This is a genomic window from Variovorax sp. CF313, assembly GCF_000282635.1.
In the GTDB taxonomy this organism is placed as follows: Bacteria; Pseudomonadota; Gammaproteobacteria; order Burkholderiales; family Burkholderiaceae_C; genus Variovorax.
The window spans coordinates 18,723-40,052 of record NZ_AKIW01000010.1 but is presented as its reverse complement, the minus strand read 5'-3'; the positions used below and the strand labels follow the sequence as shown (position 1 = coordinate 40,052).

Here is a 21,330-nt window from a genome sequence, read left to right as displayed (position 1 = left end):
TTCACAAGGACGAACCCATGCCCTACAAAGCCATCCGCAAGAACCCGTCGGCCCCGCAGGCTGCGCCGCACATCATCGCCGCGCTGCACGACATCCCGGTGGCTGCGCTCAGCGACAACATGCACCGCAACATCGGCAGCGTGGGCCTGCAGCCGTACCACCGCCCCGGGCACAAGACCATGGCGGGCACGGCCGTGACCGTGAAGACGCGCGGCGGCGACAACCTCACGCCGATGCGCGCCTTCGAGTTCTGCCGGCCCGGCGACGTGCTGGTGATCGACGCGGGCGGCGACGTCACGAACGCGGTCATCGGCGGCATCCTGTCGTTCTATGCCGCGACCATCGGCACCGTGGGCCTGGTGCTCGACGGCGCCGTGCGCGACGTGGCCGAGATCCGCGAGCGCGACTACCCGGTGTACGCGCGCGGCGTGAACCACCGCGGCCCGTACAAGGACGGCCCCGGCGAGATCAACGTGCCGGTGTCGGTGGGCGGCATGATCGTGAACCCGGGCGACATCGTGGTGGGCGACCAGGACGGCCTGATGGCCTTCTCGCCCGACGAGGCCGAGCTGCTGATCGAGAAGGCCCGTGCGCACCTGGAGACGGAAGCGCGCACGATCCTTGCGATGAAGGAGGGCCGCTGGGACCGCTCGTTCCTCGACGTGCTGGAAGCGCGCTGCGCGAACTAGACCTCCCCCAGGCTTTGCGCACTTCGTGTCGCTGCGCCACCCCCCTCACCGGGGGCGACACCGGTGGCCCGGCAAAGCCGGATCCACGGTGTCCCCCGAACAAGCCATATCAGTTTCAAGCGTTGCTGGCAGCAGCGGCTCAGGTAGCTGAGGCACCCTCGCTGACCAGCTTCCACAGCGCCTCGGCCACCGGCGCCATCTGCGCCTGCTGGCGGTACAGGCGGATGTCCACCGGCACGCGCCAGCCGCCCGCACCGGCATCGGCCAGCGCGCCGCTGCGCAGGTCTTCCGCCACCAGGCTCATCGGCAGCCAAGCGAGGCCGCGGCCCTCGAGCGCCATGGTGCGCAGCAGCGCGGCATGGTGGGCTGTGAAGACCACCGACAGCGACGCGGCGAAGTCCTTGCCGAACTCGCTGTCCTGGATCGCCCGCATGATCCGCCCCAGGCCCGAGGCCTCGCTGTAGGCCAGTACGGAGGGCGACCGGCCCGTGCCGAGCACGTGCAGCGGTGCGCCCTTCGCGTCCGCCGCGGACACCGGCACCAGCACGTCTTCGCTCAACCGCTGCACCGGGTACTGCGCCTCGTCGAGCCGCCCCGGCGCGCCCGCATGGCCGTGGCACAGCACGAACTGCACGCGGCGCTGCAGCATCAGGTCTTCGCAGGCGTACGAACTGTCGGAGACGGTCTGGATCGGGCCCGTGTGCAGGCGCGATTCGACAGTGCCGAGCCAGCGCGGGAAGAAGGTCAGCGACAGCACGTGCGTGGCTGCGAAGCTCAGGCTGGCTGCGTCGAGGTCGTGCGCGGCGCGGGCCTTGATGCGCGCGGCCTGCAGGCCGGCCAGCACTTCCTGCAACAAGGGCTGGAAGCGCTTGCCCGCGGCCGTGAGCGCCGTCGGGTGCGCGCTGCGATCGAACAGGTCGACGCCGACCCACTCCTCCAGCGAACGGATGTGGCGGCTGAACGCGGGCTGCGCGATGGAGCGCGCCTGTGCCGCACGCGAGAAATTGCCGGACTCGGCCAGGGCCAGGAAATCTTCCAGCCATTCCAGGTCGAGCGGTCGGTTGCCAGGGCCCATGCGCAGCGCGGTCGGTTGAATAGTTGTATGCGATTCGAGTATTGGACGGCCCATGCCCCGCCGGCAAAAGATGCACCCCATTCCTGCACCTTGAACCACCACGGAGACACAGCATGCCTTCCATCGCGAATTATCGCGGGATCATTCCCGCCATTTCCTGCCCCTTCACGGCCGACCACCGCATCGACGAACCCGCGCTGCGCAAGCTGGCCTCGTGGCTCGCGGGGCATGACGGCGTGGTGGCAATCATGACCAACGGCCACACCGGCGAAGTGTTCTCGCTGACGCCTTCCGAACGCGCCGAGGTGACGCGCATCGTGGCCGACGAGCTGCGCGGCCGCATGCCGGTGATCTCGTCCATCGTGTGCGAAGGCCTGGCCGAGGCCGCCGAGCATGCCCGCGCCGCCCAGGCCGCAGGCGCGGTGGCGCTCGACGTGATGCCGCCGCACCACTGGCTGCGCTTCGGCTTCACGCCCGGCCATGCGCTGCAGTACTTCGAGGCCATCCACCGCGCCGCGCCGGAGCTGGACCTGGTCTGCCATGTGTATCCGGCCTGGACGCGCGCCTCGTACTCGTCGCAGCTGCTGGCGGAGCTGGCCCGCCTGCCCTACCTGCAGGCCTTCAAGGTGGGCCAGCGCGACATGAACAAGTACGCCCGCGACATCCAGGCGATCCGCGAAGCCGATGCGTCCAAGGCCATCCTGACCTGCCACGACGAATACCTGCTGGCCTCGATGGTGCAAGGCGTGGACGGCGCGCTGGTCGGCTTCGCGACCTTCATACCGCAACTCATCATCGACCTGTGGAACGCCGTGAAGGCCGGCGACCTGAAGAAGGCGATGGCGGTGCAGGCGCTCATCACGCCGCTGAAGGACGCGGTGTACGGCGGCGGCGAGCCGACCGGCGAGGCGCATGCGCGCATGAAGGGCGGCATGTTCCTGGCCGGCGTCCTCGACAACGCCACCGTGCGCCCGCCCACCGAGGCGCCGAATGCACGCGAGATGGATGCGCTGCGCGCCGCCGTCGAGCAGGCAGGCCTCTCGAAGCGCTGAGCCCACGGGGCCGCGGTGCCCCGATGAAAAACACAAGGAGACAAGAGACATGCAACGCAATCATTTCCTGCGCACCGCGCTGGCCGCCCTCGCGCTGGCCGCCGCGTCCACCACCGGCTTCGCGCAGACCTGGCCCAGCCGCCCGGTGCGCATGGTGATCCCGTTTCCGCCGGGCGGCACGCTCGACACCATCGGCCGCCTGCTGGCGCAGAAGCTCGGCGAGCAGACGGGCCAGAGCTTCATCGTGGAGAACCGCGCCGGGGGCAACGGCATCATCGGTGCCGACGTGGTGTCGAAGGCGCCGGCCGACGGGTACACGCTGCTGTTCAACGCCTCGACCTTCACCACCGCGCCGATGACCATGAAGTCCGTGCCCTACGACGTGGTGAAGGACTTCACGCCGGTGGCGCTGGTGGCGAAGGCGCCGCTGTCGGTGGCCGTGAACAAGAACCTGCCGGTGAGCGACGTGAAGTCGCTCATCGCGTATGCCAAGGCGCACCCCGGCAAGATGACCTTCGCGGTGGGTTCGATCGGATCGGCGGGCCACCTGTCGACCGAGCTGCTCAAGCGCGCGGGCGGCGGGCTCGACTACCTGATCGTGCCGTACAAGGGAACGGCGCCCGCGTTCCAGGACCTGATCGGCGGGCAGATCGACGGCTTCATCGACCCTATCCTCGGCTCGCTGCAGTACCACAAGAGCGGCATGCTGAAGGTGATCGCCGTCACCTCGGCCGCGCGCGCCGCGAGCCTGCCGAACGTGCCCACGGTGGGCGAGAGCATCCCGGGCTACGAGTTCTACAGCTGGTACGGCCTGTGGGGTCCGGCGAAGCTGCCGGCCGCCGTCACGCAGCGGCTGAACACCGAGGTCAACAAGGCGCTGGGCACCGACATGCGCGAGACGCTGAATGCGCAGGGCCTGCTGCTCACGCCGGGCAGCGTGGACGATTTCGTCAAGTTCCAGCAGGCCGACATGGAACGCTCGAAGAAGATCATCGTGGAGGGCAACATCCATGTCGAATGAGGCCGCCCCGCCCTTGCCTCCACACGCTGTGGTGACGGGCAGCAGCGGCGGCATCGGCCGCGCCACCGCCTCGCGGCTGCTCGAAGAAGGCTGGCGCGTGAGCGGGCTCGACCTGGCCGATCCCACGCTGTCTCACCCGAGCTTCGCACATGTGGCGGTCGACCTGTGCGATGCCGGCGCCATCGACCGTGCGACGGGCGACTTGCAAGACGCACAAGCGCTCGTGCATGCGGCCGGCGTGCTGCGCGTCGGCCCGCTGGGCGCCCTCGACCACGCAGGCGGCGAGCTGATGTGGCGCCTGCATGTCGACGCGGCCACGCGGCTGGCCGACGCGCTCGTGCCCGCGATGGCCGCGCGCGGCCGCGGCCGCGTCGTGTTCGTCGGCAGCCGCGTCGCGCAGGGCCTGCCCGGCCGCGGCCAGTACGCAGCCACCAAGGCAGCACTGATCGCGCTCGCGCGCAGCTGGGCCGCGGAGGTCGCGGCGCAGGGCGTGACCGTGAACGTGGTGTCGCCCGGCGCCACGCAGACCTCGATGCTGCAGGACCCGGCCCGCGCGGGCAGTGCGCCGCGCCTGCCGCCCATCGGCCGGCTGATCCAGCCCGAGGAAATCGCCGCGCTCACGGCCTTCCTGCTGTCGCCGCACGCGGCGGCCATCACGGGGCAGGACATCGCCATCTGCGGCGGATCGTCGCTGCACCGCTGACCTGTCTCCTCTTTCTTCCCCAGAACCACCGACCATGAAAATCGTCAACATCCTCGAGTCCACCCGTCCCATCAAGTCGGACATCCGCAACGCCTACATCGACTTCTCGAAGATGACCTTGAGCCTCGTGGCCGTGGTCACCGACGTGATCCGCGACGGCAAGCCCGTCGTCGGCTACGGCTTCAACTCCAACGGCCGCTACGGCCAGGGCGGGCTGATCCGCGAGCGCTTCCTGCCGCGCCTGCTGGAGGCCGAGCCGGCATCGCTGCTCGACGAGACCGGCGACAACCTCGATCCGCACAGGATCTGGGCCCGAATGATGATCAACGAGAAGCCCGGCGGCCACGGCGAGCGCTCGGTGGCCGTGGGCACCATCGACATGGCCGTGTGGGACGCCACCGCCAAGATCGCCGGCAAACCGCTGTACCAATTGCTCGCGGAGCGCTACGGCACCGGCACGCCGGACCCGCGCGTGTTCGTGTACGCGGCCGGCGGCTACTACTACCCCGGCAAGGGCCTGGAAGGCCTGCAGCGCGAGATGACCAGCTACCTGGAGCGCGGCTACTCGGTGGTGAAGATGAAGATCGGCGGCGCCACGCTGGCCGAAGATTGCGAGCGCATCGAGTCGGTGCTGAAGATCCTCGGCCCCGGCCAGCAGCTCGCGGTGGACGCCAACGGCCGCTTCGATTTGCAGACGGCCGTCGACTACGGCCGCGCGCTGTCGCAGTACCCGCTGTTCTGGTACGAGGAGGCCGGCGACCCGCTCGACTACGAACTGCAGGCCAAGCTCGGCGAGGTGTACGCCGGCCCCATGGCCACGGGCGAGAACCTGTTCTCCATGCAGGACGCGCGCAACCTCATCCGCCACGGCGGCATGCGGCCCGACCGCGACTGGCTGCAGTTCGACTGCGCGCTGAGCTACGGGCTGGTGGAGTACCTGCGCACGCTCGAGATGCTGAAGGCACACGGCTGGTCGCCCTCGCGCTGCATTCCGCACGGCGGCCACCAGATGTCGCTGGCCATCGCGGCCGGCCTCGGGCTCGGCGGCAACGAGAGCTACCCCGACCTGTTCCAGCCCTACGGCGGATTCCCCGACGGCGTGAAGGTACAGAACGGCTACGTCACGCTGCCGCCGCTGCCGGGCATCGGCTTCGAGGGCAAGGCCGACCTGATCACCGAGATGCGCGCACTAGCAGCCTGAAAGCAAGCACGGCCGGTCTGTTCGTGGGGCACCGCGGAACCGGCTTTGCCGGGCCGCAGGTGTCGCCCCCGGCGAGGGGGTAGGCGAAGCGACACGAAGTGCGCGAAGCCTGGGGGAGTATCAAGGATGAAAGCCGGAGCGGCGCACGACCGGCTCCCATTGCTGGCGATAGTTCTTGAGCATCTGCGCGGTCTCGGCCGCGTTGCTGACCACGGACGTGATGTAGAGCGCGTCGGCCGCCTTCTGCAGTCCCGGGTCTTTCATGACGTCGCGAATCGCGTTGGACAGCACTTGCACCTTGGCGGGCGCCATCGTGCTGGGCGCGAAGAAGGTGTTCCAGCCGTCGGCATCGATCTTCATGCCGGCTTCGCGGAAGGTGGGGACGTTGGGCGCGAAGCTCGCGCGCTTCTTGCCTGACGTGGCCAGGATGCGGATCTTGCCGGCCACGTGCTGCGGATAGAGCGAGTCGAGCGTGTCGATCGCGATCGGCAGGCTGCCGCCGCTCAGGTCGGCCGACAGCGGCGCCGAGCCGCCATAGCCCTTGATCTCCGGCTGCACGCTCAGCGCATCGCCCACCATCAGGCCGAAGAAGTGGGGCAGGCTGCCCGTGGCCGGCACGCCGAAGACCGCCTCTTCAGGGTGCGCCCAGAGCCGGCCCACGAGGAACATCGCGCGGTCGAGCTGGAGCTTGTTGCCGACCGCCAGCGCAAAGTCGTAGCTGCTGACTTGCGAGACGGGCACGAAGTCCTTGTCGGGGTCGTAGCCCGCGTCCTTGAACACCAGCGGCGCGACCACCATCACGGCGGGGTTGCCGAGCATCAGCACGTTCTGCCCCGCGGGGGCGCGCTTCACTTCCCTGGCCGCGAGCCGGCCGCCCTCGCCCGGACGGTTTTCCACGCTCACCTGGATGCCGAGCTTCGGCGTCAGCCGCTCGGCGATCAGTCGCGCGATGCGGTCAGTGCTGCCGCCCGCGGCGTAGCCGACCACGAGCGTGAGCGGTCCGCCCTCGAGCGCGGCGGGCGTCTGGGCATGGACCAAGGGGGCGCAAGCGGCCAGGGCGACGCCCCACGCCATGAGCTTGCGCCTGGAAAGAAATACGGGCATCGGTTCTCCTGCGGGCAGTTGTCGTGAACGGGGGGCGCGCACGGTTTTCACGGCGAAAATCGCGCGCCCGGACTGTTTCCATTCGTTCAAATTTGTTACCGGTTTATACGCATACACAAACAGTTGATCTAATTCACTATCCGTCCGCCGAGGCGGGCGAACCACATTTCCTGCCCCTTCTCCCTTCCGTCATTCCTATGCAACAAGCTTTTCCCGATGCAGCAGCGTTGCGCTCGCCCCGCTCCCTGGACGATCTGCTGCTGTACCGGCTGTCGCGTGCCGTGCGCGCAGGCAGCGGCATGGCGACCCGCCTGGTCGAAGGGGGCTTCGGCATCACGCGCCGCGAGTGGGGCATGGTCGCCACGCTCGCGCAGGAGGGCGAGATGACCTCGTCGACGCTCGCCACGCACCTGCACCTGGACCGGGTGCGCACCTCGCGCGGACTGCGCAGCCTGGTCGAGAAGAAGCTGGTGGAGCGGCGGCAGGACTCGCAGGACCGGCGCGAGGTGCATGTGCAGCTGAGCGCTTCGGGCCGGCAACTGTTCGGCCGGCTGTTTCCGCGGATCGCAGAGCTGAACACGGAACTGCTGGAAGGCATCGAGCCTGCGCACCTCGACATCTTCCTGCAGTGCCTGCGGCATCTGGAACAGCGTGGAGTGCAGTTGCTTGCACAGGGGGTGGTCGCGGAGAAGGCGGACCGCCGCTCGGGGGGAACGCGGCATCGGTGGCCGGAGCGCGGGGGCTGACGGTGCCCTTGCATGGCCGCAATCGCGAACTAGACTGAAGCATGAGGGCACCCGCGGTGCCGGGGGCCAAGGAGCGTGCCATGTACAAGCGTGTTCTTGTCCCGACCGACGGCTCTGCGCTGTCGGAGCAAGCAGTCAATACCGCCATCGAGCTGGCCTTGTTGACCAATGCGGAACTGGTGGGCGTCACCGTCGCGCACATCGAGCCCGTCGGCTACTTCGAAGGCTCGATGATGCTGAGCCAGCGGGACATCCAGGCCTCTCAGGCGCAGACGGACCAGGCCGCGCAGCACCTGGTCGACAGGGTCGCAGCCCTCGCGCTCGGCAAGGGGGTTCGCAACGCCCAGGCCATCGTCATGAAGTCGAACCAGGTCGCCGAGGCCATCATCGCGACCGCGAAGAACCAGCAGTGCGACCTGATCGTGATGGCCTCGCACGGGCGACGCAGCCTGGCGCGCCTGCTGATGGGCAGCGAGACGCTGCATGTGCTGACGCACTCGCACGTTCCGGTGCTGGTGCTGCGATAGGCAGCTCGCCGCTGGCGGCGCCCGTTCAGGCCAGGCTCGGTTCGCCGCCTGCCTGGGGCTGCTGAGCCTCCTGATCCAGCCATTGCAATTCACTCAGGAGGTACGGCCTGGAAAGAGTCATTCCGTCCAGCCGGACGCGCACGGCCAGGCCATACACCTTGGTGATCGTTCCCGGCTTCCCCTGAAACTCCACCCGCGCCCCTCTTCGGACGGGGGCCCTGAACTGGGCGTAGATTTCCTTGATATTCATCGCAAGGGTTCCTGTGAGCAGTTGGCCGGAGAACCGCGGTGATGGTTGTGTGGTCTGGTCATTTCGTAGGGGGCAAGCAGCCGGAGGCTGCATCGCGGATGCGTCATCCCGGATTCGGTTCCGCAGACGATGGGTCGCGGGGAGGACGCGAGCATGAATACGTTTGAGGCTGAGCCACCGGCTCCTCATGCTCGGCAGCGCATTCCGCGTGTCCCACCGCGCATTCACGCTCGCCATCGGCCATGACCGCGCTCGGCGCCATGCCGAAACGAGCTCGAAAACGCCGTGAGAAATGCGCAGCCGATACAAAGCCGCAGCGGGCGCAGATCTCGCCGATCGTGGCGCTGCCGCGCCGGGCTCCTCGCAACAGGCCATGGGCCCGCTCCAGCCTGTGCGCCATCAGCTCGGCGCCGAAAGTCATTCCGTCCTGGGCCATCCGCGCATGCAGGCTGCGCACCGAGATGCCCAGCTTCTCGGCGACGACCTGGGGATTCAGGGCGGGATCGGCATACATCTGTTCGACGACCTGCCGCACCTTGCGCCTGAAGAAGCTGCGCTCCCTGCGAACCGTCGTCAGCTCCCCTTCCCTTGCGCCAAGAAGAACAGCATGCACGGCTCCAACGAGCAGATCGGACAGCCTCTCGGATTCGGCCTTTTCGAATGCATGCGGCCACGCGCTGAGCATGCGCATCTGGCCGGCCAGAAGGTGGAGTGCGGCGTTTTGTGGCTGGGGGCGCGCAATCAGGCTTTCAACGGCACTCGCGTGAGGACCCAGCGCCGCAAAGGGTATGGCCAATGCGAGCATGCTGACCGACTGCCGATGGTCGAGCCGGTATTCACGCCTGCCGTCGATCAGGAACGGCTGCCCCGGCGCCGCCTGCATGCCTCGTTCGAGTTGCAGGACGTCGCATTTCCCCGAGGTATAGAGATCGATGAAGAGAAACGGCCGTTCGAGGCGTGCCAGGTCCGAGGCCGTGCACTCGACGTCATGCGGCGAGCAGACCTGCACATGGTTGAGCGCCAGCTCCTCGAAGCCGCGCGTCGTGAGCGTGGCTTCGAAATCGTCGGGCCACGGCACGTTCGGGGTCACCGGCGTCTTCGCCTTCTGGCCCGCCTCGCGCCAGAATTCCGCTCGGCGCTTCGGCTCGATGTGCAGCGTCGACCATCGGTTGAAAATCATCGCGCAGCAGGGCGATCGAGGTCCGCGATCTGTTTTCGATCCGGCACCGGAACCACAGCCATTGCAGGGTGTGCCCGATATTTCCTCTTTCGCCCCGCCCTCCCTTCACTCGGTTTTCGGGCGAGAGAATAATCACAAAATCGATTTTTCCGCGATGGACTTGTCTATAAGCGCAGGAAAAATTGACTCCTGGCGCAGTTCGCCCTCCAGCCCGGCTCGCCCATCGCGTAGCCAGCAGCGTCTCGATGTCGTGTACGCGGCGCCCTGTGGCGCAGGGTCGGCCTGCTTCACGATGCGCTCGGGCGATGTGCCAGTGACCACATGGAACCGGACCGGAATGCCATGGCGGAAAAAGGTCTCGGGATTGCCGATGTCGCCCGTCGGCCGCGAAAAGCGCGTGTCGAGCATCAGCACGCCGAGGAAGGCGCCGGCATTGCGGGTCATGTCCGTGGGGCTGGCCATTCACTCCACCGTGCTGCGGCGGTCGATCTTGCGGCTCAGCACGATGGAGGTGTGCGTCTGGTTGATGCCGTCGATCTGCCCCATCTGGTCGAGGAGCTTGTCGAGCTGTTCGGGAGTGCCGCAGCGCAGCAGGACCATGTAGTCGAACTGGCCGCTCACGGCCCATACCTCCTCCACCTCGGGCAACCGCTCGAGCGCCTTGATGGTCGCGGGGGCGCCCTTCGCATTGACGCTGAGGCCGCAGAAGGCTCGCACCGCGGCCTGTTCGAGCCGCTGGCCAAGGCGCACGCCATACCCCGAGACGATACCCTCGCGCTCCAGCCGGGCAATGCGCGCGACCACGGTGGTCCGTGCGATCTTGAGCTTGCGCGCGAGGTTGGCGGCAGGCTCGCGGGCGTTGGCTTGGAGCAGCGTCAACAGATGGCGGTCCAGGTCGTCGAGTCGTTGGTCCATGGCAGCCCCTGCAGCGGAAATGAGTGGATTGTGACCCGCGCGAAGCGAATGCCCGGGCGCCGGTGTCGGGAGCATCACCATCGTCAACGCAGCGATCGATGGACAGCGAGAAGCCGGAACAATTTCATGTCAAACTGGAATCAACGCGGGCCGTCATCTGCCACGCCTTATTAGAGAATTACGCTAGCGATCTTACGTTTTAGTCATCATGTTCAGACGCGAATTTCTTCCCCCCATGGGCCAGCTGCTGGCCTTCGAAAGCGCGGCGCGCCACGCCAGCATCTCTCGAGCCGCGCAGGAACTCCACCTGACGCAGAGCGCCATTTCGCGGCAGATCAAGCTGCTGGAAGAGCAACTGGGCACGGCGCTTTTTCATCGCGTACGGCAGCGCGTGGTGCTCACCGAAGCCGGCCGCGTGTATGCGGCCGAGCTTCGCGGCGGCCTGGACAGCGTGTCCAACGCCACCCAGCGCGTGGTGACCATGGGCGGGATGGGAGAGGTGCTCAACCTCGCGGTGCTCCCGACATTCGCAACGCGATGGCTGATCCCGCGCATGAAGCGTTTTGCCGCGCTGCATCCGGGCGTGACGGTCAACTTCGCAGCGCGGACCGAGCCCTTCGATTTCGCGCGCGAGCCCTTCGACGCGGCGATTCACTTCGGCGCCGATTTCTGGCCGGGCGCTTCTTGCGACTATCTGCTCGGGGAGAGCGTGGTCCCGGTGTGCAGCCCCGAGTTCAAGCGCCGCAGCGGCATCCACACGCGCGAGGACCTTGCGGGCCAATGCCTTCTTCATCAGTCGTCGCGCCCCATGCAGTGGTCGGAGTGGTTCGAGCAGGTCAAGGTGAGCGCCGCGCATGCGATGCGCGGCCCGCGCTTCGAGCACTTCGCCATGCTCGCGCAAGCGGCGGCGAATGGCCTCGGCGTTGCGCTGGTGCCGAAGTTCCTCATCGAAGAAGAGCTGGCCTCCGACCGGCTGGTGGTGCTGTTCCGCGAGGCGCTGCTGACGCAGCGGGCCTACTACGTGGTGGTGCCGGAAGTCGCCGCCGAAAATCGCCTGGTGCAGGCGTTTCGCGATTGGCTGGTGGCCGAGGCGGCCGCGTCGCGGCCGTCGAGTGCCTCGTCGAAATCAACTCCGCCTGCGGCCGCCGGACGTTGAATCGCCTCGAGCAGCGGCTGGGCAAGCAGGATCACAAGGAGCACTCATTCGAGATCGAGATTGGAAGCGCCCAACCTGACGAACCGCGTCGTCGAAACGACGAAGCGTTCAGCCCTTTCGCCGATCTGCTCTCTACCATCCGTCAAGACTCGCTTCTACAGTTCTTTTCACAGGGCAACGGTGCCCCGCAGGAGAAATGAAATGACGAAAGTGAAGATCGAAAATGTGCTGGTCCTGGGCGCCGGCAAGGTCGGCAGCACCGTGGCCGACATGATCGCGGAGTACCACCGCCTGCCCGTGACGCTGGCCGACGTGAGACCGGGCCGCAACGATGAAAGCGACCCGCTGGTGCGGCGCATTGCGCTCGACGTCGAAAACAACGAATACCTGCGCACCGCGCTGCGCGCGCACTCGGTGGTGATCAACTGCCTGCCGTTCTTCCTCGCGCAGCGCGTGGCCACCGAAGCGGCGGCATGCGACGTGCACTACTTCGACCTCACCGAGGACGTGGCGGCGACGAAAGCCATCCGCGACATATCGAAGACGGCCACCTCGGTCCTCATGCCCCAGAGCGGCCTGGCGCCCGGCGTGATCGGCATGCTCGGCGGCTATCTTGCCAGCCGCTTCGACGAACTCTACGACCTGCGCCTGCGCGTGGGCGCCCTCACGCGCAATGCCACCAACAGCCTGCGCTACAACTTCACCTGGAGCATCGACGGCGTCATCAACGAGTACTGCAACCCGTGCGACGCCATCGTGAACGGCCAGCTGGTGTCGGTGCAGCCGATGGAAGGGCACGAGACCTTCACGCTCGACGCCGAGGCCTTCGAAGCCTTCAACACCTCCGGCGGCCTGGGCACGCTGTGCGAGACGCTCGCGGGCAAGGTGCGCAACCTCGACTACAAGACCATCCGCTATCCCGGCCATTGCGACGCGATGAATTTCCTGCTGCACGACCTGCGCCTGATCGAGCGCCGCGACCTGCTGCGCCAGGTGCTGGAGCATGCCGTTCCGCACAGCCGCGAAGACGTGGTGATCCTGTTCGCCTCGGCCTCGGGCCGTCGCGACGGCCGCTTCGAGCAGGAGACGCGCGTCGCGCGGGTGTTCGGAGCGCCGCTGCGCGGCAAGGACCGCACCGCCATCGAGCTGACCACCGCCGCCGGCGTCGTCGGCGTGTTCGAGCTGCTGCGGCAAGGCAAGCTTCCCGCGCTCGGCTTCGTCGGCCAGGAGCAGGTGCCGCTCGGGCAGTTCCTCGCCACCAAGGTCGGCCACTATTACCAGGGGCTCGGCGTGGCGTCTTCCGCACCTGCGCCCAGGCCCAAGGGCGAGCCCGCGCACGCCTGACCGCCTCTCTGGCCGACCGCGTGCTGCCGGTGTATTCCTGGCTCGCCAGCAAGGAGCTCGATCCGCTGGCGCCGAGGCCCGGAGACGTCGCGTACCTGGCTTGGGGGTTGTCGCTTCGTACCGTTACTCGAACCGTATCTCGGCCACCGTAGGCGCATTCGGTTCCCTGGTGTTGGCGTTCGCGAGGGCGCCGTCCTTTTCGATCCTGAACCAGTAGCGGCACCCGGTTCGCGAAATCATCGTCACGCACATCGCACCATCGGGGTTGAGAAACCATTTGCCCGACGCTCGGCCGGGGCCGCTCCGGTTGGCGAAGTCCACGCGGCCGTCGGCGTAGAACTGCCAGCTCGAGACCATGCCGGTCGCGAGATTGTTTGAAACGATGGGTTTGCCGATCAAGGTGCTCTCGATCTCGGTCTTGCTCAGAAACACGCGATCATGAGTGGGCGCCGACTCATCGGAGATGGCGGGGACGGCAGCAATGCAAAGCAGCGTGCGGATGGCGTAACGTGTGAACATGACATGCCCTTCTGACGTCGCCGAAAACGTCATTCGGAGGGGGCAAGCTCGGCCAAAATGTTGGCCCGTCGCGCTGAGGTGCGCGCGGTGGCGAAGTTGTTCTTCGACAAGTCTGCTCAGTTGAATCATTTCCTCTAGTAGTGGTCGGCTGTCATCCAGCCAGATTCGCTTGAATGCATGCGTGAATGCATTCGTGTACGGTTGCATGCGGGAGCCGGCGCCCCTCGGTGCGTGCACCGCTTGATCAATGAACGTTCTCGTTTTGCCGCCAGCATTCCAGGAAGCCGGCACGCATCGCGATGCGAGCCATCGACTTCAATGGCGTTACAGGGCATTAACCAAAAAGTGTCCTTGTCCCGTGCATCGGGTAAGACCCATGTGCAGGAATATGGCTTGCTTTTTTCTGCTTTCCACAGCCTCTCGGGGCGGTTGTGGCCAGAAAGCGGATCGACAAAGGCGGTGTTCGATTTCAGCAATGACACAACGGTGCTCCGATTGCCCTTCGGTGAGTGACCGAAGAGCGGTCTGAGATGGCGGTCGGAGGCGACTTCGCAAGACGCCGGAGATCGCGGGAATGCACTGTGAAGGCAACTTCGATCCTGCTTGTATTTCGTTGTGTCGCATGTACTGCGCTTGTAGCACTCATGATCTGGCTGCCCTGGTCGGAGTCGAATATCTCAGCGACCTCCCGAGGCCGTGCAACGCAGCCGCCTGACGCTTTTCGCCAATCGCCGGGAGCAGTGCTGCCATTGCCGCGAGGCACCCGCGGTGTGCCAAGATCGAGGCGCTGGACCTGCAGGTGGCCGGGCGGCAAGCCCGAAGCGTTCCAGAAGGTGGTGGTACGGGCGGACGCCGCCATCTACGCGAAGATCATCAAGGACGCGAACATCCGCCTGGGGCCCTGAAGCCGCGCCACCGCTGCGCGCCAGTGCCGCGCACACGGCGCAGGAGCCTGGATCGACGGATTCCCGAGGGGCCTGGGGATGGGCCGCGCATCGGCGCGCATCCTTGTCGCTGGAGCGTACTCGCTGGGTAGTCTGCCTTCGTGCAGAACCGCTTTCGGCAAGGCCGTTCAGCTCCTGCACGCGCGGTACCGGGCACTCGCCGCAGGCGGCCGGAGGTCGGCTTCCGCTGCTGCAAAGCCGACCTCCGCTTCCCGCACAAGTTGAGGATCAGTTCTGCGCTGGCGTCGCAGCGGAAACGGCTGCGCGCAACCCCAACTCATAACTGTCTACGCCGAAACCGCAGATCTGTCCCCGCACGATCTCTGCGAAGACCGAGTGGTGGCGGAACTTCTCCCGCGCATGGATGTTCGACATGTGCACCTCCACCACGGGCACCGTCAGAATTGCCAGCGCATCGCGGATTCCGTAGCTGTAGTGCGTCCATGCACCGGCATTGATGAGCACTGCGTCCACGCCCTCCGAGAAGGCGCGATGGATGCGCTCGCACATCTCGCCCTCGCTGTTGGTCTGAAAGCTCTCGATCCCGGCACCCAGCTCCTTGCCCAGAGCTTGCAGCCGCTGGTCGATTTCCTCGAGGGTTGTCGTGCCGTACTGCTTCGGATCGCGCTTGCCGAACATGTTGTGGTTGATGCCGTGAAGCATGAGGATCTTCATGATGCGTCTCCGAAATGAGCTGTCAGACCAAGGGAATGGTCATGCGGTCGATCACGGCGCGGGTGTCGGGGCGCACGCCGCGCCACCATGCGAAGGCTTCCGCGGCTTGCTCGACCAGCATGCCGACACCATCGGCCAGCCTTGGCACGCCGGCGTTTTGCGCCAAACGCAGGAAGGGAGTGAGCCCTTTGCCGTAGGCCAGTTCATACGCCAGGCGCGCGCCCTGCAGGGCCTCGACCGGCAAGGGCGGCAACTCGCCCCTGAGACTGGCCGAGGTGCCGTTGATGACGATGTCGAATTTTTCGCCCGAAAGATCGCCGTAGGCGCATCCCTCGACCTTGCCGTGAGCCGCGAACTGCCTTGCAAGATCGTCCGCCTTGCCCTGCGTACGGTTCGCGAGCACCAGCACCGCTGGTTGCTGTTCGAGAAACGGAAGCAGTGCGCCACGGACCGCACCACCTGCGCCGAGCACCAACATGCGCGCCCCCTTGAGCGCGAAGCCAAGGTTGCGTTGGATGTCATTGGTGAGCCCCAGGCCATCGAAGTTGTCGGCCACGATACGGTCACCCTCGAACTTGAGTGCATTGGTCGCGCCTGCAAGTTGCGCGCGTTCAAGCCTTTCCGTGGCCAAGGCAAAGGCCTGAAGCTTGAACGGCGCCGTCACGTTCATGCCGCGTCCGCCAGCGCTGCGAAATGCATGCAGATCGTCGGCGAAGTGATCGAGAGATCCTTCGATCGCGCTGTAGTCGATGTCCTGTCCGGTCGAGGCTGCAAAACTGCCGTGGATGTAGGGCGACTTCGTGTGCCCGATGGGGTTGCCGATGACGGCGTACTTGTCGGTCATCTCGAGAAGCTCCTTATGCGCTGTAAAGCACGCCGTCGGCCTGCATGTCTGCGATCTGTGCGGCGTCGAAACCCAGGCTGGCTGCGATTTCCGCGTTGTGCTCGCCCAACTCGGGCGCGACCTGCATGATCGAGGTATCGCCGCCCGACATGCGAAAAGGCAGGTTCGGCAGGCGGATCTTTCCGAGCACCGGGTGGTCCTGCTCGACCACCATTCCGCGCGCCTGGATCTGTGGGTCGGCCAGCACTTCGTCGATGCGCTGGACCTTCGCGGCCGGCACGTCGATGCCGTCCAGCATCTTCAGAAGTGCCGCCACCGGTCTTGCCGATACCCAGGGCTTCACCACTTCGAGGATGCCGGTGCGCTGTGCGTTGCGACCCGCCGAGGTATGCAACATCGTGTCGGTGCCGAAGCCTGCCGGGCCACCTGTCTGTTCCACCAACGCAGCGAACCTCTTCCAGGCGTCGTCGACTTGCGCCGCGATGACGACGTCGCCGTCCTGCGCGCGGAACACGCCGTAGAGCGTCGAGTTGGGCATGTCGTGCCCTGTCTGCACCGGTACTTCCTTGCCTCCCGACAGCGTGTAGCACTGCACCGCGTATTCGTGCATCGACACCAACGTGTCGTACAGCGCCATGTCGATGTGCTGCCCGCGCCCGGACTTCACCCGACCGAGGAGGGCCGCATTGATGGCCGCCACCGCATGGATGCCGGTGTACATGTCGCCTAGCGAGATCCGCAGCAGAGGCGGCGCTTCACCGGGATTGCCGACCATCTGCATGATCCCGCTCTTGGCTTCGGCGATTAGGCCGAAACCGGCGCGGTGCGAGTCAGGGCCGGTATGTCCGTAGGCCGAGATCGAGCAGTAGACGAGGCCGGGGTTGGTTTCGGCCAGTTCGGCATACCCCAGGCCGAGCTTGTCGAGTGCACCGGGCCGGTAGTTCTCGACGAACACGTCGGCACTGTCGACGAGCTTCTTCATCAGTGCGCGGCCGCGGGGATCCTTGGTGTTGACGCTCAACCCCTTCTTGCCCATGTTCTGCTGCAGGAAGTAGCCGCTGTGGTCACCGACGAACCAGGCATGCTGGCGGCCTGCGTCGCCCGACCTCGGGCGCTCGACCTTGATGACTTCCGCACCCAGTGCAGCGAGGCAGCGCCCCACATACGGACCGGCCAGGAAGTGGCTGTAGTCGATGACGCGCATGCCAGCCAGCGGCAGCGCTTGTTGCGACGACGCGCTCATGCCGGCCTCCTTGGCACCATCACGCGGTGCTCGCCCTTCTGCACGACCTCATCGCGCTGGTTGATCAGTTCGGACGGCAGCACGAGGATGCCCCAGCCCGGCTTGCTCTTCGATTCGCGCTTGGTGCCCACGTGGAACCTCACTCGCACCGTGTCGCCCAGCTTGATCGGGCCAACGAAGCTCCATTCCCAGCCCAGCGACATGCCGGGCATGAAGCGCATGTCGCTCCTGGTCTTCAACCCGTCGGCGATCGACAGGCCGAACAGGCCGTGTGCCACGCGAGTGCCAAACGGCGTCATGCGGGCATAAGCCTCGTCTGTGTGCACGGGGGTGTGGTCGCCGCTGAGGTCTGCGTAAGCCATCACGCGCGCCTCCGTCACTTCGTAGGGCGGGCTGACGCAGGTGGCGCCGACGACGGCGTCGTCCCAATACTTGTCTTCGATGGTCAGTGATGTCATGGGTGTCTCTCCTGGATTGAAAGGTTCAGGCGCGTGGATCGATGGCAAGCGCGCGGGCCACGGTGCCTGCGCTGGCCTGGATGAATTCGACGGCCAGGCCATCCGGCAGGCGCAGCCAGTTGCGGCCTTGCGGCATCTCGGTGACGCCGAAGGCTTGTGCAGCGGCGAGTGCGGCCTCGAGGTCTTCGCACATCACGCCGATGTGGCCGAGGCGGCCCTCGGGTCCGGCGTAGTCAGGCTTGGCCATGAACTGCATGCCGCCGAGCGTCCAGTATTGGATGGGCTCCTCGACGGTGCCTTGCACCTCGCGCATCGTCATGCCGCAGACATCATGAAAGAACCGGATGTGCCAATGGATGTCTGCCACCCAGATGGCGACATGTTCGACGTAAGCGCGCGGACGGGTCATTTCGCCTCCATACGGCGTTCGATGCCCTTGATGGCAGCGACCAGCGTCTGATTCACCGGGGTCGGCACGCCGTGTTTCAGGCCCGCGCGCACAACGGCACCGTTGATGAAGTCGATCTCGGTGATGGAACCCTTCTCCAGGCTTTGCAGCATCGAGGTCTTGAACTCGTAAGGAAGCCCTTCGGCGGCCATCATCCAGGCGTCGCGCGGCGAACCGATGGACAATTTCACGCCACCCGCTTCGGCAACAGCCATTGCTTCGCCCACTGCTGCAAGGGCCGCTGCCTCGATCTCCGGCACTGCGTAGAGGCTGCCGTACACCTGCCCCGTGATCGCACTCAATGCACCCGTGGAGACGTTGATGAGGAGCTTGTCCCAGATCACGCCCATGATGTTGTCGCTGACCTCGCACGGCAGCGCAGCGCGTTCGAATTCGGCGGCAATGGCCGCAGCCCGTGCACTGATGCGGCCACCGAGTTCGCCGATCACCGTGCGCTTGTTGCGTGTGCCCGCGATGATGTGGCCCGGCCCGAGGAACACGCCGCCGACATAGGTCTTGCCGGCTAGCACATGCTCCGCGCCGGCGACCTCCGCCAGGATGTCTTCATGCCCCATTCCGTTCTGCAACGACATCACGGCGGTGTCCGGACCGACGACGGACAACGCGCCCTCGATGGCTGCACGCGTATGGAAGGACTTGACCAGCACGATCACCAGATCGGCCGGAGGCAAACCTTCGACGCTGGTGACGGCACGCACCTTCACCATGCGCTCGTTGTCGCCGTCCTTCATGCGCAGGCCATCGCGTCGGATGGCGTCGACGTGGGCCTGGAACGGATCGATGAGCGTCACATCGGAGCCACCCGCCGCGAGGGTGCCCCCGATGGCGCATCCGAGGGCGCCTGCGCCCAGAAAGTAGATCTTCATGCGTGTCTCCTGATGGAATGACACAACGATAGTTTTTTCAGGCCATGTCGCCAATGACATGGATGAAATGATCTACATTCCGTTTTGAAATGGAAGCGGACGACTATCCGACGGATACGGGGACCGGCATGGTCAGCGTCAAGCTGCTGTGCCTGTTCGACCTCGTCTACAGCACACGCAGCGTGACGCGCGCGGGTGAGCAGATGGGGCAGAGCCAGCCGACCGTGAGCAATTGGCTCGGCCGCTTGAGAAAGCAACTCGGGGACGAACTCTTCGTGCGCACGGTCGACGGCATGCAGCCAACGCCGCGCGCGACGGAACTCATCGTTCCTGTACGCGAAGCCTTGGCGGCATTGCGTCGTGTCGCTGCGCCCGAGCCGGCCTTCGAGCCGGCCAGCGCCACGCGGCGCTTCCGCATCTGCATGACCGATGCGAGCCACATCACATTGCTGCCGCAACTGCTGGCGCACGTGCGCGCGGCTGCGCCGGGCATCGTCCTGGAGGCCGCACGCATCGACGAGCAGACCGGGCCGGCGTTGCAATCGGGCCAAGCCGACCTGGCCATCGGCCTTGTGCCTTGGCTCGAGTCAGGTTTCTTCCAACAGGTGCTCTATCCGCAGGACTGGGTGTGCCTGGTCAACGCCAAGCATCCGCGTGTGAACGGCAAGCGCATGGGCTTGCGCGAATACCGGGCCGAAGCGCACGTCGGCATCTCCGGTGGAACTGGCGTTCAGTTGCTGGAAGCCGCGCTGCAGCGTCACCGCGTGGTGCGACGCATCCTGCTGGAACTCCCGGGATTTCTCGGTCTGGCCGCGATCGTGTCGACCACCGACTTGATCGCCACGGTGCCGCGACAGATCGGCGAGACGCTGGCACGGACAACCGGCCTTTCGGTGTTCGATTGCCCCGTGCCCGTGCCGCCTTTCACAGTCAAGCAGCACTGGCACGCCCGATACAACCAGGATCCGGCGAATCGTTGGCTGCGAGGCCTGTGCGAGCACCTGTTCGCGCGAAATTTGCGAAAGGCTCAGTGAAGGCCGTGCGCGCCTGGTGGCAACGAGTACCCGCTTACTTTGCAAACGACTGGCCTGCGCGAATGCTCCGATTGAAATTTAGTGTTGACGAAGCCGGCCCAGATACAGAGGCATACGCAAACCGGGCTCCAGACGCTCCGCGCGCCGAACAATCTTCCCATCAGTCCGGAAGGCGCATGCGGATCCGGCTGACCACCATTCCGGTGCTCATCAATCACTTCGGATTCAAGGAAATTTCAAATGACCGATTCCTCTCAGTTGCCCCGTCGCTCTTTCCTGGCCAAGGCGGCGCTCGGCGTAGCTGCCGTCCAGCTGACTTCGATCGTGCCCGCCTTCGCCCAATCTGCCGGCACAGGCGCCGTCAGACGCCTCGAGCCGCTCAAGAGCATCGACGCCGGCAGCCTCAGCATCGGATATTTCGAAGCAGGTCCGGCCAACGGCGCGCCTGTGATTCTTCTGCACGGCTGGCCCTACGACATCCACATGTTCGTCGACGTCGCACCACAACTGGCCGCCGCGGGCTTCCGCGTGATCGTGCCGTACCTGCGCGGCTATGGCACCACCCGGTTCCTGTCGGTCGACACCCCGCGCAACGGCCAGCAGTCGGTCGTCGCCGTCGACATCATCGCGCTGATGGATGCGCTGAAAATTCAGTCAGCCACCGTTGCCGGCTGCGACTGGGGCGCACGCACGGCATGCATCATGGCCGCGCTGTGGCCGGAGCGCGTGAAGGCGCTGGTGTCGGTCAGCGGCTACCTCATCGGCAGCCAGGAGGCCGGCAAGATCCCCCTGCCCCCGCAGGCCGAGTTGCAATGGTGGTACCAGTACTACTTCGCGACCGAGCGCGGCCGCGCGGGCTACGAGAAGAACCGCCACGACTTCGCCAAGCTCATCTGGCAGATCGCGTCGCCGAAGTGGAACTTCGATGCGGCCACCTTCGATCGCAGCGCCGTCGCGTTCGAGAACCCCGACCACGTGGCCATCACCGTGCACAACTACCGCTGGCGCCTGGGCCTGGCCGACGGCGAGGCGAAGTACCAGGCACTGGAAGACCGACTCGCCAAGGCGCCCGTGATCGGCGTGCCGACCATCACGCTGGAGGGGGACGCCAACGGTGCGCCGCACCCCGAGCCCAGCGCCTATGCGAAGAAATTCTCGGGGCGCTACGAGCATCGGCTGGTGAGCGGCGGCATCGGCCATAACCTGCCGCAGGAAGCACCCGAGGCCTTCGCAAAGGCCGTGATCGACGTCGCGCGCGGGTGAGTCGCGTCCGCCGTCGTCGAGCAATCACCTCCAAGGCACAGGAATACAAGCC

Annotated in this window: 26 protein-coding genes; 13 read left to right on the top strand and 13 right to left on the bottom strand. The window is 66.0% G+C overall.

The genetic code is table 11. The features are described from left to right. Nucleotides 1–17 precede the first annotated feature (17 nt). Nucleotides 18–689 carry an RraA family protein gene (locus PMI12_RS03045; RefSeq protein WP_007829004.1) on the top strand — a complete coding sequence of 224 codons (672 nt, stop codon included), beginning with the start codon at nt 18–20 and terminating at the stop codon, nt 687–689. Between the two features lie 139 nt (nt 690–828). Here PMI12_RS03045 and PMI12_RS03040 read toward each other — a convergent pair whose 3' ends face one another. Continuing rightward, nucleotides 829–1,764, bottom strand: coding sequence for a LysR family transcriptional regulator (locus tag PMI12_RS03040; RefSeq protein ID WP_007829003.1), 936 nt, complete (start codon nt 1,762–1,764; stop codon nt 829–831). A 113-nt stretch (nt 1,765–1,877) separates the two neighbouring features. Here PMI12_RS03040 and PMI12_RS03035 point away from each other — a divergent pair, with 113 nt between their 5' ends. Genes PMI12_RS03035 through PMI12_RS03020 form a run of 4 tightly spaced genes read left to right on the top strand, consistent with a single transcriptional unit; the run spans nt 1,878 to nt 5,741 of the window. Continuing rightward, a complete protein-coding gene (locus PMI12_RS03035) occupies nt 1,878–2,816 on the top strand; it encodes a dihydrodipicolinate synthase family protein (protein ID WP_007829002.1) in 939 nt (312 codons plus the stop codon). 49 nt (nt 2,817–2,865) lie between these two features. Further along, entirely contained in the window at nt 2,866–3,837 is a 972-nt protein-coding gene (locus PMI12_RS03030) for a Bug family tripartite tricarboxylate transporter substrate binding protein (protein WP_007829001.1), read from the top strand. Further along, on the top strand, nt 3,827–4,540 hold the full coding sequence (locus PMI12_RS03025) for an SDR family NAD(P)-dependent oxidoreductase (RefSeq protein ID WP_007829000.1): 714 nt from the start codon (nt 3,827–3,829) through the stop codon (nt 4,538–4,540). The genes PMI12_RS03030 and PMI12_RS03025 overlap by 11 nt, the downstream gene beginning before the upstream one ends. Nucleotides 4,541–4,574: 34 nt before the next feature. After that, entirely contained in the window at nt 4,575–5,741 is a 1,167-nt protein-coding gene (locus PMI12_RS03020; protein WP_007828997.1) for a mandelate racemase/muconate lactonizing enzyme family protein, read from the top strand. A gap of 120 nt (nt 5,742–5,861) precedes the next feature. Here PMI12_RS03020 and PMI12_RS03015 read toward each other — a convergent pair whose 3' ends face one another. Next, on the bottom strand, nt 5,862–6,845 hold the full coding sequence (locus tag PMI12_RS03015) for a tripartite tricarboxylate transporter substrate-binding protein (RefSeq protein WP_007828995.1): 984 nt from the start codon (nt 6,843–6,845) through the stop codon (nt 5,862–5,864). A 197-nt stretch (nt 6,846–7,042) separates the two neighbouring features. Here PMI12_RS03015 and PMI12_RS03010 point away from each other — a divergent pair, with 197 nt between their 5' ends. Both PMI12_RS03010 and PMI12_RS03005 read left to right on the top strand, forming a co-directional pair. Further along, nucleotides 7,043–7,591, top strand: a complete 549-nt coding sequence (locus tag PMI12_RS03010) for a MarR family winged helix-turn-helix transcriptional regulator (protein WP_007828994.1) — start codon at nt 7,043–7,045, stop codon at nt 7,589–7,591. An 80-nt stretch (nt 7,592–7,671) separates the two neighbouring features. Continuing rightward, the gene (locus PMI12_RS03005; RefSeq protein WP_007828992.1) at nt 7,672–8,118 is read left to right on the top strand and encodes a universal stress protein; all 447 of its coding nucleotides are present in this window, start codon (nt 7,672–7,674) and stop codon (nt 8,116–8,118) included. Nucleotides 8,119–8,143: 25 nt separating this feature from the next. On the opposite strand, the gene PMI12_RS03000 is transcribed toward PMI12_RS03005, so the two are convergent. The 4 genes from PMI12_RS03000 to PMI12_RS02985 all read right to left on the bottom strand — a co-directional run bounded on the left by PMI12_RS03000 (nt 8,144) and on the right by PMI12_RS02985 (nt 10,463). Further along, nucleotides 8,144–8,368, bottom strand: coding sequence for a hypothetical protein (locus PMI12_RS03000; RefSeq protein ID WP_007828990.1), 225 nt, complete (start codon nt 8,366–8,368; stop codon nt 8,144–8,146). Nucleotides 8,369–8,471: 103 nt separating this feature from the next. Beyond that, nucleotides 8,472–9,548: a helix-turn-helix transcriptional regulator gene (locus PMI12_RS02995; RefSeq protein WP_007828987.1), complete on the bottom strand. Its 1,077-nt coding sequence runs from the start codon at nt 9,546–9,548 to the stop codon at nt 8,472–8,474. 132 nt (nt 9,549–9,680) lie between these two features. After that, nucleotides 9,681–10,010: a hypothetical protein gene (locus tag PMI12_RS29615; protein WP_007828986.1), complete on the bottom strand. Its 330-nt coding sequence runs from the start codon at nt 10,008–10,010 to the stop codon at nt 9,681–9,683. Next, a complete protein-coding gene (locus tag PMI12_RS02985; RefSeq protein ID WP_007828984.1) occupies nt 10,011–10,463 on the bottom strand; it encodes an Lrp/AsnC family transcriptional regulator in 453 nt (150 codons plus the stop codon). Nucleotides 10,464–10,671: 208 nt separating this feature from the next. Between PMI12_RS02985 and PMI12_RS02980 the strand changes: the two genes are divergently transcribed. The 3 genes from PMI12_RS02980 to PMI12_RS02970 are packed head-to-tail and all read left to right on the top strand — an operon-like array spanning nt 10,672 to nt 12,963. Next, nucleotides 10,672–11,619, top strand: a complete 948-nt coding sequence (locus PMI12_RS02980) for a LysR family transcriptional regulator (protein ID WP_042672741.1) — start codon at nt 10,672–10,674, stop codon at nt 11,617–11,619. Next, the gene (locus PMI12_RS02975) at nt 11,616–11,819 is read left to right on the top strand and encodes a hypothetical protein (RefSeq protein WP_042672740.1); all 204 of its coding nucleotides are present in this window, start codon (nt 11,616–11,618) and stop codon (nt 11,817–11,819) included. Before PMI12_RS02980 ends, PMI12_RS02975 begins: the two co-directional genes overlap by 4 nt. Before the next feature lies 1 nt (nt 11,820). Further along, nucleotides 11,821–12,963, top strand: a complete 1,143-nt coding sequence (locus PMI12_RS02970) for a saccharopine dehydrogenase family protein (RefSeq protein WP_007828980.1) — start codon at nt 11,821–11,823, stop codon at nt 12,961–12,963. Between the two features lie 123 nt (nt 12,964–13,086). Here PMI12_RS02970 and PMI12_RS02965 read toward each other — a convergent pair whose 3' ends face one another. Continuing rightward, nucleotides 13,087–13,482 carry a hypothetical protein gene (locus PMI12_RS02965; protein WP_007828978.1) on the bottom strand — a complete coding sequence of 132 codons (396 nt, stop codon included), beginning with the start codon at nt 13,480–13,482 and terminating at the stop codon, nt 13,087–13,089. 770 nt (nt 13,483–14,252) lie between these two features. Here PMI12_RS02965 and PMI12_RS29550 point away from each other — a divergent pair. Beyond that, nucleotides 14,253–14,387 (top strand): hypothetical protein, encoded by a 135-nt coding sequence (locus tag PMI12_RS29550; protein WP_272943553.1) that lies wholly within the window; start codon nt 14,253–14,255, stop codon nt 14,385–14,387. Nucleotides 14,388–14,654: 267 nt separating this feature from the next. Here the strand turns inward: PMI12_RS29550 and aroQ are convergent, their stop codons facing one another. The 6 genes from aroQ to PMI12_RS02935 are packed head-to-tail and all read right to left on the bottom strand — an operon-like array spanning nt 14,655 to nt 18,981. Then, on the bottom strand, nt 14,655–15,101 hold the full coding sequence (gene aroQ, locus PMI12_RS02960; RefSeq protein ID WP_007828976.1) for a type II 3-dehydroquinate dehydratase: 447 nt from the start codon (nt 15,099–15,101) through the stop codon (nt 14,655–14,657). 22 nt (nt 15,102–15,123) lie between these two features. Further along, on the bottom strand, nt 15,124–15,945 hold the full coding sequence (gene aroE, locus PMI12_RS02955; protein ID WP_007828974.1) for a shikimate dehydrogenase: 822 nt from the start codon (nt 15,943–15,945) through the stop codon (nt 15,124–15,126). Between the two features lie 13 nt (nt 15,946–15,958). Beyond that, nucleotides 15,959–17,188: a CaiB/BaiF CoA transferase family protein gene (locus tag PMI12_RS02950; RefSeq protein WP_007828972.1), complete on the bottom strand. Its 1,230-nt coding sequence runs from the start codon at nt 17,186–17,188 to the stop codon at nt 15,959–15,961. Continuing rightward, nucleotides 17,185–17,637 carry a MaoC family dehydratase gene (locus tag PMI12_RS02945; RefSeq protein WP_042672752.1) on the bottom strand — a complete coding sequence of 151 codons (453 nt, stop codon included), beginning with the start codon at nt 17,635–17,637 and terminating at the stop codon, nt 17,185–17,187. The genes PMI12_RS02950 and PMI12_RS02945 overlap by 4 nt, the downstream gene beginning before the upstream one ends. 34 nt (nt 17,638–17,671) lie before the next feature. Beyond that, a complete protein-coding gene (locus tag PMI12_RS02940) occupies nt 17,672–18,055 on the bottom strand; it encodes a VOC family protein (RefSeq protein ID WP_007828955.1) in 384 nt (127 codons plus the stop codon). Next, nucleotides 18,052–18,981 carry a ketopantoate reductase family protein gene (locus PMI12_RS02935; RefSeq protein WP_007828954.1) on the bottom strand — a complete coding sequence of 310 codons (930 nt, stop codon included), beginning with the start codon at nt 18,979–18,981 and terminating at the stop codon, nt 18,052–18,054. Before PMI12_RS02935 ends, PMI12_RS02940 begins: the two co-directional genes overlap by 4 nt. An 89-nt stretch (nt 18,982–19,070) precedes the next feature. On the opposite strand from PMI12_RS02935, the gene PMI12_RS02930 reads away from it, so the two are divergent. Beyond that, nucleotides 19,071–20,015, top strand: a complete 945-nt coding sequence (locus tag PMI12_RS02930; RefSeq protein ID WP_007828953.1) for a LysR family transcriptional regulator — start codon at nt 19,071–19,073, stop codon at nt 20,013–20,015. 240 nt (nt 20,016–20,255) lie between these two features. Beyond that, on the top strand, nt 20,256–21,278 hold the full coding sequence (locus tag PMI12_RS02925) for an alpha/beta fold hydrolase (protein ID WP_007828951.1): 1,023 nt from the start codon (nt 20,256–20,258) through the stop codon (nt 21,276–21,278). The last annotated feature ends 52 nt before the right edge of the window (nt 21,279–21,330 follow it).

What these genes read in the sequence shown, in the direction of transcription:
- PMI12_RS03015 (WP_007828995.1), bottom strand. Translation starts at nt 6,845, where the DNA reads ATGCCCGTATTTCTTTCCAGGCGCAAGCTCATGGCGTGGGGCGTCGCC.
- PMI12_RS02995 (WP_007828987.1), bottom strand. Translation starts at nt 9,548, where the DNA reads ATGATTTTCAACCGATGGTCGACGCTGCACATCGAGCCGAAGCGCCGA.
- PMI12_RS03045 (WP_007829004.1), top strand. Translation starts at nt 18, where the DNA reads ATGCCCTACAAAGCCATCCGCAAGAACCCGTCGGCCCCGCAGGCTGCG.
- PMI12_RS02930 (WP_007828953.1), top strand. Translation starts at nt 19,071, where the DNA reads ATGGAAGCGGACGACTATCCGACGGATACGGGGACCGGCATGGTCAGC.
- PMI12_RS03000 (WP_007828990.1), bottom strand. Translation starts at nt 8,368, where the DNA reads ATGAATATCAAGGAAATCTACGCCCAGTTCAGGGCCCCCGTCCGAAGA.
- PMI12_RS03025 (WP_007829000.1), top strand. Translation starts at nt 3,827, where the DNA reads ATGTCGAATGAGGCCGCCCCGCCCTTGCCTCCACACGCTGTGGTGACG.
- PMI12_RS02985 (WP_007828984.1), bottom strand. Translation starts at nt 10,463, where the DNA reads ATGGACCAACGACTCGACGACCTGGACCGCCATCTGTTGACGCTGCTC.
- PMI12_RS02925 (WP_007828951.1), top strand. Translation starts at nt 20,256, where the DNA reads ATGACCGATTCCTCTCAGTTGCCCCGTCGCTCTTTCCTGGCCAAGGCG.
- PMI12_RS03005 (WP_007828992.1), top strand. Translation starts at nt 7,672, where the DNA reads ATGTACAAGCGTGTTCTTGTCCCGACCGACGGCTCTGCGCTGTCGGAG.
- PMI12_RS29615 (WP_007828986.1), bottom strand. Translation starts at nt 10,010, where the DNA reads ATGGCCAGCCCCACGGACATGACCCGCAATGCCGGCGCCTTCCTCGGC.
- PMI12_RS03030 (WP_007829001.1), top strand. Translation starts at nt 2,866, where the DNA reads ATGCAACGCAATCATTTCCTGCGCACCGCGCTGGCCGCCCTCGCGCTG.
- PMI12_RS02970 (WP_007828980.1), top strand. Translation starts at nt 11,821, where the DNA reads ATGACGAAAGTGAAGATCGAAAATGTGCTGGTCCTGGGCGCCGGCAAG.
- PMI12_RS02950 (WP_007828972.1), bottom strand. Translation starts at nt 17,188, where the DNA reads ATGAGCGCGTCGTCGCAACAAGCGCTGCCGCTGGCTGGCATGCGCGTC.
- PMI12_RS03020 (WP_007828997.1), top strand. Translation starts at nt 4,575, where the DNA reads ATGAAAATCGTCAACATCCTCGAGTCCACCCGTCCCATCAAGTCGGAC.
- aroQ (WP_007828976.1), bottom strand. Translation starts at nt 15,101, where the DNA reads ATGAAGATCCTCATGCTTCACGGCATCAACCACAACATGTTCGGCAAG.
- PMI12_RS02965 (WP_007828978.1), bottom strand. Translation starts at nt 13,482, where the DNA reads ATGTTCACACGTTACGCCATCCGCACGCTGCTTTGCATTGCTGCCGTC.
- PMI12_RS02940 (WP_007828955.1), bottom strand. Translation starts at nt 18,055, where the DNA reads ATGACCCGTCCGCGCGCTTACGTCGAACATGTCGCCATCTGGGTGGCA.
- PMI12_RS02935 (WP_007828954.1), bottom strand. Translation starts at nt 18,981, where the DNA reads ATGAAGATCTACTTTCTGGGCGCAGGCGCCCTCGGATGCGCCATCGGG.
- PMI12_RS03035 (WP_007829002.1), top strand. Translation starts at nt 1,878, where the DNA reads ATGCCTTCCATCGCGAATTATCGCGGGATCATTCCCGCCATTTCCTGC.
- PMI12_RS03040 (WP_007829003.1), bottom strand. Translation starts at nt 1,764, where the DNA reads ATGGGCCCTGGCAACCGACCGCTCGACCTGGAATGGCTGGAAGATTTC.
- PMI12_RS02980 (WP_042672741.1), top strand. Translation starts at nt 10,672, where the DNA reads ATGTTCAGACGCGAATTTCTTCCCCCCATGGGCCAGCTGCTGGCCTTC.
- aroE (WP_007828974.1), bottom strand. Translation starts at nt 15,945, where the DNA reads ATGACCGACAAGTACGCCGTCATCGGCAACCCCATCGGGCACACGAAG.
- PMI12_RS03010 (WP_007828994.1), top strand. Translation starts at nt 7,043, where the DNA reads ATGCAACAAGCTTTTCCCGATGCAGCAGCGTTGCGCTCGCCCCGCTCC.